The sequence below is a fragment of the Companilactobacillus sp. HBUAS56275 genome (assembly GCF_036913655.1).
GTDB classification, from domain to species: Bacteria; Bacillota; Bacilli; order Lactobacillales; family Lactobacillaceae; genus Companilactobacillus; species Companilactobacillus pullicola.
Genome location: NZ_JAYKKK010000005.1, coordinates 155,639 through 169,320, shown reverse-complemented (window position 1 = coordinate 169,320; position 13,682 = coordinate 155,639). Strand labels below are relative to the sequence as shown.

Sequence of the window (13,682 nt, the reverse complement as noted above, 5' to 3'; positions counted from 1 at the left end):
GTGAAAGAAAGGAATAAGCCTGTATATTATATAAATGTAAGGGCTATCAATGCTGATGGAAGGGGGAAAAAACAATTATAACGAATTTAGAAATTGCTATTAGTAAATATATTTTGAATCAAAATATTGTTCACTATTCTGATTTGGAAAGGAAGTTCGATATATCCAAACCCACAGTTTCTAAAAATTTATCAAATGTTGATTCGTTTGTAGAATCTCTGAATAAAGACATTCGTTTAGTAAGAAGTAGACAGAGAGGGATTTACTTTTCAGGAGATGAAGGATACTTGTTAAAGATATTGGAGAGAAATAGTGAATGGCATCCAATTACTCCAAAAGATCGAAGAATGTTTATTCTTTCATCACTTTTGTTCAAAAAGAATGTAACTAGTATTTCTGAATTAGTTGATAAGCTCTTTGTTAGTCAGAGAACAATCGAAAATGATTTATTATGGGTCAGAAAATTCATTGCTGATAATAACGGCAAGTTGGTCAATGACTATGGAACCTTGAGACTACTAATGTCTAAAGATTACCTATATGCCTTTATGATTTATGTTTTTCATGATTACTGGGGGGATAACATTAATCAAAGTGACGATAAGAACGTCGTATTTCCACCGATACTTAAAAACTTTTTCAATGAGGATGATGCCAAAAGAATATTTAGATTTGTAGATAGTTTTTTGATGAAGTCTCAATTTCGAACTACAGAGTATGAGTACACTTCTTTAGTAATCTATTTACTGATTCAATATACGTTATTTAGTAATTCTAAAGATATTGTAAAAGTTAATAATTTAGATGATGCTTTTGATTCCTTCGAAGAAGAAACAATTGAGTTATCCGATGAATTTGAAAAGAAATTCAATTATCAATTTAAGAATGATCAAAAAAGTTTCTTGAATAATTTTATGATTTTAATAAAATCGGAGAACAATATGAGGCTCTCTTTTGACAATGAGAATGAGATTTCCAAAATAAAGAAAATTATTATCGGTAAAGATAAACGAGTAAACATTTATGATAATCAATTTTTAGAAGGATTAAGTAAACATATCTCCTTATCAATTAAAAGAATTCATTTTGGAATGAAAATAATCAATCCTTATACTTATAATTTCAAAAAGTCTTATCCTGTTTCATTCGAGGATGCTTTGAGACTATCTGAAAAAATAAATAAAGAATTTAATGTCAGCTTCAACGATGATGAGATAGCTTTGATGGGTATGTATTTTGCATCATTGAATGATAGAAAAGGTGTAATAAATAAAAAAATTACTGCAACGATTGTTTGTAATACTGGAATTGGAACTTCTAGATTTTTGGAAGGAAAGATTGAACAAGAGATGAGCGATGTCATAAGTGTGGATTCCGTAAAGGTAACTCATGAATTAGCATCTGAAAAAATTGATTCTGATATTGTAATATCTACAGTTCCGTTGACCGAAGTAAATAAACCGTATGCCTTCGTATCACCTTTTTTAACTAAAGAAGATAAAAATAAAATTTTGGAATTAATAAGACAGGTAGAAAATCCTAATAATTCTAAGAATCTACTCGAAAATTTAATTAATCCAAATTTGATAGTAACGGTGGAATCTCCGGGTAGTGACTATAAAAGTTCTCTTTTGGAGTTAACTGAACAGACTATAAAGTATGGTTATACAGATGATGAAATATTTGACTCAGCAATTGTGAGAGAAAAATTATCAAGTACGGCTATGGATGGTATGGCATTACCACATGGAACTACAGACCATATAAAGAAACCCTTTATTGGGGTTATTAGATCAAGGAAAGGTATTGAATGGTTGGGAGATGAAGTTCACATAGCATTTTTCATGGGGTTAAAGGGTATAGATGCCTCCCAAATGAAAAGTATCTATCATGAACTTAATAAAATTGTCGAAAGTAAAAAGATAATTAATAATCTTATAAACGCCCAAGACATAAATGGATTTTTAAAATACTTTGAGGAGGATAATTTTGGATAACAAAATTTTAAAACGTAATTATATATATACTGATATTTCTATTGAAAAAAGGGAGAAAAAAGAAGCACTGAATAAAATTTCAGAATTGCTTTCTGAGCCAATGGGATTATCGAAGAAAGAATTGGAAAAAGGATTATTAAAGCGTGAAGAGGAAGGTACAACCGGTTTTACTGATGGTCTTGCTATTCCTCATGCAACCTTAAAATCATTGGATGATCCTAAAGTTGGCGTAATTACTTTTACTGATCCTATTGAATGGGAATCATTAGATGGAGAAGGCGTTAAAGCAGCATTTGTTTTATTAACACCTGAAAATGGTGAAAATAATGTTCATCTTAAAATGTTGTCACAACTGTCACGCAATTTAATGAAAGAGGAATTTGTTAAAAATATTCAGAATAATCTATCAAATGGTGATGAATTATTCAATATTGTAGGTAATATTATTAATCAATAAAAGGGGGACTACAGATGACTACTTTAGTTGGTGTTACAAAGTGTCCAGTAGGGATTGCTCATACTTATATGGCAGCCGAAAAACTGGAACAAGCAGCAAAAAAGTTAGGTTATGATACAGTAAAAATTGAAACAGAGGGTGCTTCCGGTACTGAGAATACATTGACTCGTGAGGAAATTGTAAATGCTGATGCTATAGTATTCGGTGCCGATGTTGCCGTTGATGATATTGAAAGATTTGACGGACAGAAAGTTGTATTTGGGGATACAACTTCAGCAATCAAGGATGCAAAATCTCTCATTGAACAATATGAGAATGCTCCTGTTTATCACACTAAAGCTAATGCTCAAGAAGAAGAGACTGAAAAGAGTGAGACATCTAAGGGTCAACAAAATCCATTAGTTAAGCAATTATTAAACGGTGTTTCACACATGATTCCATTCGTAGTTGTTGGTGGTTTATTTATTGCTTTATCAATTGCTTTCGGAGGACATCCAACAAGTTCAGGGATGGTAATTCCTAAGGGTACTGTTTGGTCAGCTATGAACCAAGTTGGTACTTTAGGATTTACATTAATGATTCCTATTTTGGCAGGATATATTGCTGATGCTATTGCCGGAAGAGCTGCATTGGCACCTGTTATGATCAGTGCTTTAGTTTCAAATAGTCCTGATATTTTGGGAACTAAAGCAGGTACTGGATTCTTAGGTGCTATTCTTATTGGTTTTGCAGGTGGTTATTTAGTTAAATGGATTAATACTTGGAAGATACCAAAGGATCTTCGTCCTATTATGCCAATCTTTGTTATTCCATTATTAGGAACGGCAATTTTATCAGGTGCCTTTATTTATCTATTAGGTGGTCCAATTTCTTGGTTAATGACTGCACTAGAGGCAATGCTAAAATCATTATCAGCTAATCCATCAACAAGTATCCTACTAGGAGGAATTATTGGTTTGATGGTTGCATCAGATATGGGTGGCCCTATTAACAAAGTTGCTTTCTTATTCGGTGTCGCTTCAATAACGGCTAATACTCCGCAAATTATGGGAATGGTTGCATGTTGCGTTGCTGTACCTCCATTGACAGTTGGTATTTCTACATTGATCAATGGTAAAAATTACAGTAAGGATGAAAAATCTGCAGCATTGCCAGCCGTTTTAATGGGATTAATTGGTATTACTGAAGGAACTATTCCTTCAGCCACAGCTAATCCAAAACGAGTTTTCCCAAGTATTTTGATTGGATCAGCTGTTGCTGGTGCTATGGGTGCTATCTTTAAGATTACTGATGTTGTTCCTCATGGTGGTCCTATCGTTGGTGTCTTAGGTGCTACTAATAATTTATTGTTATTCTTATTAGCAATTGTTATCGGAGTAACAGCTGGAGTAGTTGTTATGACTGTTCTACAGAATAGAGCTGTAAAAAAGGGTAAGGCTAATCTAGATTAAATAATTAAATTAAAGATCACTTTCAAAATGAAAAGTGGTCTTTTTATTATAATTTTTCTAATAACCCCTCTAGATTAAACCAAACTTTAATCCTATACTGGTTTTATATAAGGGAGGGAACGAAATGAAAAATCCAAGTTCCGATTGTACTGAAATTCTAGTTGGTAAAGCCGCTAGTATGGATGGTTCCACTATAGTTGCCCGTAATGAGGATGGCTATGGCCCAATTAATCCGATTAAATTTGTCGCACACGCTGCTAAAGATCAAGAAAATGCATTTTATCTTTCTAAGACGACAGGTGTAAAAGTTCCGCTACCTGATCATGCTTATCGCTATACAGCAACTCCACAAGCTGATCAAAGCGATGGACAATATGAAGAAGCTGGTATCAACGAGTTCAACGTTGGTATGAGTTCAACTGAAACTACAGCTACAAATGCTCGTGTTTTAGGTTATGACCCATTGGTTCATGATGGTGTCGATGAGGAAGCTATGTTGACTTTGGTATTGCCATACATAAAGACAGCTAAGGAAGGTGTACTTCGTTTAGGGGAATTACTTGAAGAATATGGTACTGGAGAATCAAATAGTATCGCCTTTAATGATAAAAATGAAGTTTGGCTTTTAGAAACAGCTGGTGGACACCATTGGGGTGCTATGCGCTTGCCAGATGATGCTTATGCTATCGTTCCTAATCAAACTGTTATGGAAGAAGTCGATGTCAGCGACCCTGATAATTATTTGATTGCGACTGACTTAGTAGAATTCGTTGAAAAGCATCATTTGAATCCAAATCCAGGTCACTTTAATTTCCGTGAAATCTTTGGAACACAAAGTGAAGCTGATGCTTATTACAACACTCCACGTACATGGTATGGTCAAAAATTGTTTAACCCTGAGATTGAACAAGATCCTACTTCTCAAAAGATGCCTATGGTTAGAAAACCAAGTAAGAAATTGGCTATCGAAGATGTTGAGTACTTCTTGTCATCACACTATAACGGTACAAAGTATGATCCATTTGGAACATTTGCTTCAGGAACAGCCGACGAACAACGTCAATTCCGTTCTATTGCGATGGATCGTAATCAAGCTTCATCAATTTTACAAATTAGAAATGATGTTGATGATAACCACGCTGCCATTCAATGGTTAGCATTAGGCTTCTTTGCCTATAGCCCATACGTACCATTCTATACAAATATTACTGATACTCCTGAAGATTATAAGAATACAACTAATGAAGTTTCAGTTGATAATATGTATTGGCTAGAGAAGACTCTATCCGTTATGATCGAACCACATTATCATGAATATTCTGATATGGTTCATGCATATTTAGATGCTTGTCAATCATATGCTCGTCAAAGAATCGATGTTACCGATGAAGTGATTGACGGATTTAATAGCGATGTTTCAACATTTTTGACATCAAGTAACATGAAGACCGCTGCTGAAATTACAAAGCGTACACATCAATTGTTTAACGATTTAGTTAAAAAAGGTTTGATGTTATCCAAGACTACTTGGGAAAAGGGTCAAAATTTATAGTATTTATAGCTTGATAAACAGAAACCAATCTCATTAGAGGTTGGTTTTTTTATTGACTAAAGCCAGAATTGATTTAGAATTTGATAATAAATCAAATTGGTGATATTTATGAAAAAAAGAAATTTATTAATTAGCTTCTGCCTGATTGTCGTGAGTTTAATGATTGCAGGAGCCAGCTCACAGCAAGAAGTTACAGCTAGTACCGTGAAGCGACAAGTGCCAACATTGTTTTTTCATGGCTTTGGAGGAACGGTACATTCAATGGATTACTTAATTGATCAATCACAAGCTGACGGCTATGCCACTAGGACATTAACAATTTTTGTTTCACCGAAAGGTAAACTAAGTTTTGACGGTAACTGGCCGAAAACAGCAAAGAACCCTGAGATTCAGGTTCTATTTGGTAATAATCATGAATCAGATTATCATCAGACAGCCAAATGGATCAACTCAATTGTTAAAAGGTTACAACGCGACTATGGCGTTACAAAATTTAATGCGGTGGCTCATTCTTGGGGTAATAACGCCGTTATGTATTATTTGGAAAAATACAGTAATAGAAAGAATCAACCTCAAATTGATTCTTTAGTTAACATTGCCGCACCGATGCAAGTATTGAATCACAATATTTATCGTCGTAACGATTGGCGTTATTCACCACAATTAACGAAAGATTTTAGAACCTATACCGCACCTGATTCAACGATTCATAAATTACATATCCGAGAACTGAATATCATGGGGCAATTATCCATGAACGATCATTTCGACAAGGCAGTACCTGTTTCTTCAGCTAAATCTTTACGAAGAGTTTTCAAAGGACCTCACCAGACTTATCAAGCTCGTCTTTTTACTGGTCCAAAAGCAGAACACAGTGCTTTAACAAGACGGAATCCAAAAGTCTTACATGATATTGAGGACTTTCTTTGGGAAAGAAATAAGTAATTAAATTTACATAACAAATTCATTAATTCGTCACATTTATTTTGTAAAGTTCTTGTTATTGAAACTTAACAATAGAAATGACAGGTGACAGAATGAATTTCTTAATAATGGTAGCAATTTTTATTTTGGGCATATTTCTTTTTATGTCTGGCGGCCGTGTAAAAAGTAATGTCGTGTCGAAGATATTTTATTTTATGGGTACGTTCAGCGTTTTGTTAGCGATGTACATAGCTTGGCCCAAATAGGCTTTTAGAAGATATACTTAAATTTCCCGTCCTCCACAAAAATTGGGAATGCTGTTGGAGCGCTATGGGCACGATTTGAAACTAATTATTTTACACTTCGTGCAAAATAATGGATTTCCAAAGTCGGCCTCATTGTAACTGGCAAAGCCAGTAACAATGATCTCATAGCTGAACGCATCCCCAATTTTTGCTCCGGACTAAATCCTACTTTGATTGTTTAATTTTGGATAAATTGTTTAATCTACTATTCTTTCTATTTTGAATATTAAGTTTAAATAAAAATAATAGCTTCTATATAGGTTATTCAAGACACAGATATATGCCTTGAATCTCTTACATAGAAGCTATTTTTGTTTGATATTCGTATAGTAATTAATGAAGCAGAATTTAGTCCTGATTATTCTACCGCAATTAATTGTACATTATCAGCAATGTTAGATTGTTTTAATTTATCAAGTAAATCGTCAATCGTACCGTTAAGATGACTGATATCCAATGAGATAACAACGGTAGCAACTCCATGAATAGGAATATTTTGGTTGATTGTCAAAATACTGGCGTTAGATTCAGAAATATTTACTAGCACTTTAGACAATGTTCCTTGCTCATGTCGTAACATCATAGAAATGACGGCTTTACGATCGTTCATTTCCTCATCGGGTAAGAAGACCAAATCTTTGTACTTATAGTAAGTCCCTCGACTAATACCGACTTCTTTCACAGCCTCGCTGACGTTGTGAACTTTTCTAGTTTCCAACAAGTTACGAGCCTTGATTACTCTATCGAAGGATTCAGGAAGAATAGAACTGTCGACAATATAGTATTTTTCCATTATTAAGCTCCTTAGTTGTTCATCATACTATATTAAAGTATATCATTTCACAAAATTCATATTGATCAATTTTCGAAAATAAGTGATTCAACTGTATAAGTCAGCATATTTTTGCTATTCTAGGGGTGATTGGAGATGTTAATTTGAAAACGCTAATAATTGTTTCTCATCCGGAAATAAACAACTCGCAAACGCAGCAATTTTTAATGCAAGGAGCGAAGCTATATGATGTTACGTGGCACCATGTTGAAGGATTGAAAAAAATTGATGTCGATAATGAACAAAAGTTATTAAGAAGTGCCGACAGAATTATTTTTCAATTTCCCCTCTATTGGTATGCGGCCCCAGCTGGTCTCAAAGATTGGGAAGATAAAGTTTTAACTCGTAATTTTATTTATGGCGATGGTAATGACAATCTACGTGATAAGGAATTTGGAATTGTCGTCAGTACTGGTATGCCCCTAAAAGAATTTAGAAGAGGCGGTACTGAGAATATCACGATGGATCAAATTATGGCACCATTACATGCCATTGCTGATCGTGCCAAAATGAAAGTTTTACCAACCTTTATTATTTCACAATTTCAATATTTAAAAGAACAGGAACAGATGCAAACGTTGATCGATTACCAACGTTATCTAGCACAGAAGTATCCTGACACATTGGATAATCGTCAGGAATGGTTTGAACAAGAATTTACGGATCGGTTTAAAAACTTCGATGGAACGAATTGTAATGAATGTGAAACAATCTTGAATACGTTTATTCAACAAAAAGAAGATTTGAGCCAATTAAAAGATACCATTAGTCTGATCAAACAAGGGGAGGACGAATAATCATGGCAGAAGATACTGGAGTTTGGTTGAGTAAGGAACTTTCAAATTTAGCAGATAAACAAAAAGCATATGAGAATCGTGCTTTTTTAGTTGCTATGAAGAAAGTCGTTGAAGAACAAAATGATCGTATGAAATTATTACAAGGTGAAGTAGACGGTCGTCTATGGAATCATGAACAATGGTAAAAACGGCATCTGTTGAGGAATTTAGATATATTTTATATATTTGAATACTTAATAGATGTTTTTTAGTTGTTATCTTGTTATTTATATAGTAACATGTAGTGGGAAGTTGAAGGTGAATGAAATGAAATATATTATAACTGGTGCAACAGGTCATTTAGGAAGTCATATTTTTAATGATTTGATCAAATTAGTTCCTGCTTCTTCAATAACTGTGGGAGTTCATACGGTATCTAAGGCAGATAAGTTAGCCCAAGCCGGTGCTGAAGTTATTGGAATTGATTTTTATAATGAGGATACTTTGATCAAAGCCTTTCAAGATAAGGACGTTTTAATTTACGTTCCAAGTAAGAGCCATGACAGCTACAGTCGAATTACAGAATTGGAAAATGTTTTACAAGCTGCTAAAAAAGCTTCAGTCGGTCATATTTTGGCTATGGGCTTCATTGCAGATCAAGTTAATAATCCTTTTGATTTGTCAGCCTTTTATGGATATTTGCCAAGAAGATTAGCTGAAACGGAAATTCCTTATACAATTATTAGAAATGCCTTGTATGCTGATCCATTGGTTCCTTATTTACCAGAATTGATTGAACGTAAAAACGTAATTTATCCGATGAAAGATCAAGCTTTGTCATTCATTAGTTTGGATGATAGCTCAAAGGCTTTTGCTAAAGTTGCTGCTACGGAATCATTATTGAAGAATGGCAGAATTTATACGTTAACACAATCGAGAAATTACACGATGCCAGAGTTAGCTGAAGTATTATCGGAAGTTTCTGGTGCAGAAATTGGTTATCAACCAGTAACCTTGGATGAATTTGCTGCTATTTATAATGAAGGAAATGAAGGTCACATGTTGTCTTCAATGTATAAAGCTGGTGGCATGGGTCTATTAAATACAATCAGTTCAGACTATGAAGAAATTATGGGACATCCAGCTACGGATCTAAAGAAGTTCTTACAAACAAATTATCAAAATAATTAAATAATATTCTTATTTTAAATAAAAATTTTGTCACTTGGCATAGAATTGTTGTAACATATTCAACATACTGTGAGGAGTGATAGCATCAAAAATTCAATGCAAACAAGAGTAATTGGGCTAATAAGTGGTCTGATTCTGAATGCTTTTGGTAATGGTCTGTGTATAACTGCTGATATGGGAAGTGGGTTATGGACAGCTGCTGCCGTTAATTTAAATAAATGGTTCACATGGAATACCGGGATGATTTTATTTGTCTTCGGTGTTTTTAATGCCTTGACTAATCAATTTCTAATAAAGAAATTCGATGGCAAAAGATTTGTCGGTCAAATCCTTTATGTTTTATTCTTCAGTTATTTTGTTGATGTATTTACCAGATTATTAACATATGTGGGTGTGCCTAATTTGCCGATTGTGGTTAGAACATTTTTATCTTGTCTAGGAGTAGTCTTCTTCTGTGTTGCCATCTCCTTATACCAAAGAGCAAATATCGTAATGCATCCCAATGATGACACGACAAATATCCTTAGATTTTTCTATTTGAATGGCAATTCAACTAAGGCTCAAATAATTGATTTCTTGCCACCAATTATTATTATCATAATTGCAGCATTTGGTATTCATAATGTCTATTCAGTAAACATCGGAACACTATTCTCATTTATCTTTAATGGTATTCTAATCGCTACAGCCGATAAATTTATCTGGCCACAATTAAAACATAATTTCAAAACACAAACTGATTAATATCCGAATATGTTTGTTTTGACTGAAATTTTTTACTATAAGTCGTATAATAGAAATACAAGATATAGAAAACGCTTACAAAAGGGTGCTATCTTGTGAGAGGCTTTTAATAATTAATTAGGTGGTGCGTATTGATGAAACTAAATGACAATACAGAGGCAAAGAGAATTTTATCGGAGCTATATACTGACATTAATAATAATAAAGAGATCGACAAAAATGACTATAGTAAAGATTTTGTTTTGAAGACATATAATTTATTAGATAAAAATTATTCAGAAACATACTTATTTGGCCGTTTGCGAGATGACCGTCAAGTTCAACATGTTTTGAATCACATGGATAATGGTTCAAAATATCAAGAAAGAATTGACCAGCTTTCTCGTAATTTAAACTATGCGGTCAACTAGAATATATATAAATGGCAGCGAGGATGTTGCCATTTTTTTATGATCACAGTTTAGTTGCAAATGCAACAAAATGGTTGTACAATGTTTTCTATCGAAAGAGAGGTAGTTTGGTGGTTGAAATTTTGCGCTCAATTGGTGTGATTGCACGTTCCTTAGATTCAATCAGTAATATCGAATTCAAAGATTACGATTTGACTAAGGGACAATACTTATATTTAGTTAGAATTTACGAAAATCCAGGAATTATTCAAGAAAAATTAGCTGAGATGATCAAGGTAGATAAAACTACCGCAGCACGGGCAATCAAGAAGTTAGAGAAGAATGACTTTATTGTAAGAAAACAGGCAGCTGATAATAAGAAAGAAAAGAAATTATACGTAACTGAAAAGGGTAAAAAAGTTTATCCGGTTATCCATCGAGAAAATATTTACTCTAATAAAGTGGCCTTAAAAGGATTAGACGCTGCCGAACAAAAACAGATCTTAAGACTATTACAGACGGTTGAGGATAACGTAGCAGCTGATTGGGAATATGTTAAGAAAGGTAATAAAAGAAAATATTGATAATCGAACAATGTGATATAGAAAATTTAGATACTCTGCAAAAATTAAGTAGAGAAACTTATACAGCAACTTTTGGTAAGGATAATACAGAAGAGAATCTGAATGCTTACTTGGATCAAGCGTATAATACGAAACAACTAACTAGTGAACTGAAGAATCCCAATTCGACGTTTTATTTTATTTATCATGAAGATCAATTAGCAGGTTATTTGAAATTAAATACTTTAAAGGCTCAATCAGAAAAGATGCCCGACAATTATTTGGAAGTAGAACGGGTTTACTTTAAAGAAGAATTTCAACATTTGGGATTAGGAACGAAAGCATTCGAATTTGCTGAAAAGCAGGCACAAAAATTATCGAAGGATAATATTTGGCTAGGAGTTTGGGAATTTAATTATCCAGCTCAAAAGTTTTATCAAAAAATGGGCTATGAAAGATTTAGTGAACATAAATTTGTAATGGGAGATTCGGTGCAAACTGATTTCTTAATGAAAAAGAATTTGAGGGTGGAAAAATGACAAAAGTAATTATTGATGATAAATTCTGGGAATTATTCCCTGAAGCACAAATCAGTACTTTAACAATTCATAATATAAATAATCAGGTGGATGAAAAAGACGATCCGTATTTTGCCAAATTGTTAAGTGATGGTGCAGAAGAGTCGAAAAAATTTATCAATGAAGAAGTATTTCGTGAGAGTGAAGTTGTTGATCAGTGGCGTCAGGCTTTTCGCAAATTCAAGACTAAAAAAGGCGCTCGTTGTTCAATCGAAGCTTTGTTAAAACGAGTAAATCAGGGAAGAACCTTTTCACCAATCAATCCTTTGGTTGATATTTATAACAGTGTTTCTCTGAAATACGCAGTTCCTTGTGGTGGTGAAAACTTGAATGCTATGGCAGGTGACTTACATCTTGGTGAGGCTCAAGGTGGTGAAAGTTTTAAACCATTAGGTGCTGATGAAGATGCTCCAGCATTACCAGGTGAAATAATTTATTATGACAATGATGGTGCTATCTGTCGTTGTTTGAATTGGCGTGAAGCTCAAAGAACGATGTTGACTGAAGAAACAACGGACTCAGTTCTAGTAATTGAGGCTATTAATCAAGAACAAGCTCAAAGGGCTAACGAAGCAATTCAAGAATTGAAACAGTTGATTGAGGATTACTTCCACGTGGATGGAAAAATTGAAATCTTAAATAAAGACAACTCGGAAACAAACGAATTGTAGGCATTGAAAAAAGCTGCATCCAGATGGTTGCAGCTTTTTTTGATACCTATTTGTTTAGTTGAATATTTTTTTGATCATTATCGACCATTCCAAAAATCAATATCAGAATTCCAACAATCAATGAACCGACAAAGTAGAAGAAAATTGTTGAAATACTTAAATTAATACTCAATGAAAAACCAATTAGATAAGGTCCAATAGTAGCACCGATACGACCAATTGATTGAGTGAAACCAATGCCGACACCACGGATCTCCATTGGATATTGGGTTGGTGTTAAGGCAATCAAAATTCCCCAAGCGCCTAGCGTGAAAAAGGACAATAAACAGCTACTAAAGACAACCATGAAGACGGTTTGAGCGGTTCCAAATAGGAAGGCACCAATAATGGTTCCAATTAGATAGATTCCTAAAACTTTTTTACGAGTTAATTTACCCATCAAGTATGCCGCTAAAAAATATCCTGGTAATTGAGCAAAACTCATCAATAAGGTGTAACGAAAACTATGGACGACTGAGAAACCGCGTTTGATCAATACACTTGGTAACCATAGAAACATACCATAATAAGTGAACATGATGATAAACCATAATAAGCTTAGGCAGATAGTGGCGCGACGGAATTTCTTTGACCAAATCTGACTAAGGGCTAGTCGTAAATTTAGACGATTATTTTGAGTATTAGTCTGATCGGGAAGGTGTCGACGAATTACCAAAGTGTATAGTGCCATAATGGAAGTTGCGATAACGGTAAATCTCCAGCCATACATTGGCATGAAGAGAAAGGCTAATAGTGAGGCTAAGATCCAACCAATTGCCCAAAAACTATCGACCAGAATCAACATTTTTGAACGTCGATGACCGGAAAAGGAGTCGGCAATAATGGTAGTAGCGACAGGTAGCTCACCACCTAACCCGATACCTGTAATGAGACGAACTAGCATGAATTGTTCAACGTTGGTTGTTAAGGCTAAGACAAGATTACTGACGGAAAAAATTAAGAGCGTAACGATAATAATATTCTTCTTGCCAAACTTATCAGCCAAGTACCCGAATAAAAGAGCACCTATCATCATACCAACAGTGGTGATCGAACTGACTAAGCCAATCTGATTGTCAGTCAGAAGCCACTCTTTTTTGATCAGTGGCATGATAAAGGATAGTAAAGCTACATCAGCTGCGTCAAACAACCAAGCAGTACCAATAACCATTAAAAGTTTCAGGCCACTTTTTTCGTTTGTTTGTGTGTCCAA

General features: G+C 34.2%; 15 protein-coding genes. 13 read left to right on the top strand and 2 right to left on the bottom strand.

What is annotated here, in order from left to right; all coding sequences use genetic code 11:
- Nucleotides 1-113 precede the first annotated feature (113 nt).
- The 5 genes from U8526_RS10765 to U8526_RS10745 all read left to right on the top strand — a co-directional run bounded on the left by U8526_RS10765 (nt 114) and on the right by U8526_RS10745 (nt 6,402).
- Entirely contained in the window at nt 114-1,997 is a 1,884-nt protein-coding gene (locus tag U8526_RS10765) for a BglG family transcription antiterminator (RefSeq protein ID WP_334341963.1), read from the top strand.
- Nucleotides 1,990-2,454, top strand: a complete 465-nt coding sequence (locus U8526_RS10760) for a PTS sugar transporter subunit IIA (RefSeq protein WP_334341962.1) — start codon at nt 1,990-1,992, stop codon at nt 2,452-2,454. Before U8526_RS10765 ends, U8526_RS10760 begins: the two co-directional genes overlap by 8 nt.
- A 14-nt stretch (nt 2,455-2,468) precedes the next feature.
- The gene (locus U8526_RS10755) at nt 2,469-3,905 is read left to right on the top strand and encodes a PTS fructose transporter subunit IIC (RefSeq protein ID WP_334341961.1); all 1,437 of its coding nucleotides are present in this window, start codon (nt 2,469-2,471) and stop codon (nt 3,903-3,905) included.
- A 124-nt stretch (nt 3,906-4,029) separates the two neighbouring features.
- Nucleotides 4,030-5,457 (top strand): C69 family dipeptidase, encoded by a 1,428-nt coding sequence (locus tag U8526_RS10750; RefSeq protein ID WP_334341960.1) that lies wholly within the window; start codon nt 4,030-4,032, stop codon nt 5,455-5,457.
- A gap of 108 nt (nt 5,458-5,565) precedes the next feature.
- Entirely contained in the window at nt 5,566-6,402 is an 837-nt protein-coding gene (locus tag U8526_RS10745) for an alpha/beta fold hydrolase (RefSeq protein WP_334341959.1), read from the top strand.
- Between the two features lie 642 nt (nt 6,403-7,044).
- On the opposite strand, the gene U8526_RS10740 is transcribed toward U8526_RS10745, so the two are convergent.
- The gene (locus tag U8526_RS10740) at nt 7,045-7,479 is read right to left on the bottom strand and encodes an ACT domain-containing protein (protein ID WP_334341958.1); all 435 of its coding nucleotides are present in this window, start codon (nt 7,477-7,479) and stop codon (nt 7,045-7,047) included.
- A gap of 143 nt (nt 7,480-7,622) precedes the next feature.
- On the opposite strand from U8526_RS10740, the gene U8526_RS10735 reads away from it, so the two are divergent.
- The 8 genes from U8526_RS10735 to U8526_RS10700 all read left to right on the top strand — a co-directional run bounded on the left by U8526_RS10735 (nt 7,623) and on the right by U8526_RS10700 (nt 12,430).
- Nucleotides 7,623-8,315: an NAD(P)H-dependent oxidoreductase gene (locus tag U8526_RS10735; protein WP_334341957.1), complete on the top strand. Its 693-nt coding sequence runs from the start codon at nt 7,623-7,625 to the stop codon at nt 8,313-8,315.
- Nucleotides 8,316-8,317: 2 nt separating this feature from the next.
- Entirely contained in the window at nt 8,318-8,500 is a 183-nt protein-coding gene (locus U8526_RS10730) for a hypothetical protein (RefSeq protein ID WP_334341956.1), read from the top strand.
- A gap of 121 nt (nt 8,501-8,621) precedes the next feature.
- Nucleotides 8,622-9,485 carry an SDR family oxidoreductase gene (locus tag U8526_RS10725; protein ID WP_334341955.1) on the top strand — a complete coding sequence of 288 codons (864 nt, stop codon included), beginning with the start codon at nt 8,622-8,624 and terminating at the stop codon, nt 9,483-9,485.
- A gap of 120 nt (nt 9,486-9,605) precedes the next feature.
- Nucleotides 9,606-10,229 (top strand): hypothetical protein, encoded by a 624-nt coding sequence (locus U8526_RS10720; protein ID WP_334342027.1) that lies wholly within the window; start codon nt 9,606-9,608, stop codon nt 10,227-10,229.
- 134 nt (nt 10,230-10,363) lie between these two features.
- Nucleotides 10,364-10,639, top strand: coding sequence for a hypothetical protein (locus tag U8526_RS10715; RefSeq protein ID WP_334341954.1), 276 nt, complete (start codon nt 10,364-10,366; stop codon nt 10,637-10,639).
- A gap of 110 nt (nt 10,640-10,749) precedes the next feature.
- The gene (locus U8526_RS10710) at nt 10,750-11,202 is read left to right on the top strand and encodes a MarR family winged helix-turn-helix transcriptional regulator (RefSeq protein ID WP_334342026.1); all 453 of its coding nucleotides are present in this window, start codon (nt 10,750-10,752) and stop codon (nt 11,200-11,202) included.
- The gene (locus U8526_RS10705; protein WP_334341953.1) at nt 11,199-11,720 is read left to right on the top strand and encodes a GNAT family N-acetyltransferase; all 522 of its coding nucleotides are present in this window, start codon (nt 11,199-11,201) and stop codon (nt 11,718-11,720) included. The genes U8526_RS10710 and U8526_RS10705 overlap by 4 nt, the downstream gene beginning before the upstream one ends.
- On the top strand, nt 11,717-12,430 hold the full coding sequence (locus U8526_RS10700; protein WP_334341952.1) for a B3/B4 domain-containing protein: 714 nt from the start codon (nt 11,717-11,719) through the stop codon (nt 12,428-12,430). Before U8526_RS10705 ends, U8526_RS10700 begins: the two co-directional genes overlap by 4 nt.
- Nucleotides 12,431-12,476: 46 nt before the next feature.
- Here the strand turns inward: U8526_RS10700 and U8526_RS10695 are convergent, their stop codons facing one another.
- Nucleotides 12,477-13,682: an MFS transporter gene (locus U8526_RS10695; protein ID WP_334341951.1), complete on the bottom strand. Its 1,206-nt coding sequence runs from the start codon at nt 13,680-13,682 to the stop codon at nt 12,477-12,479.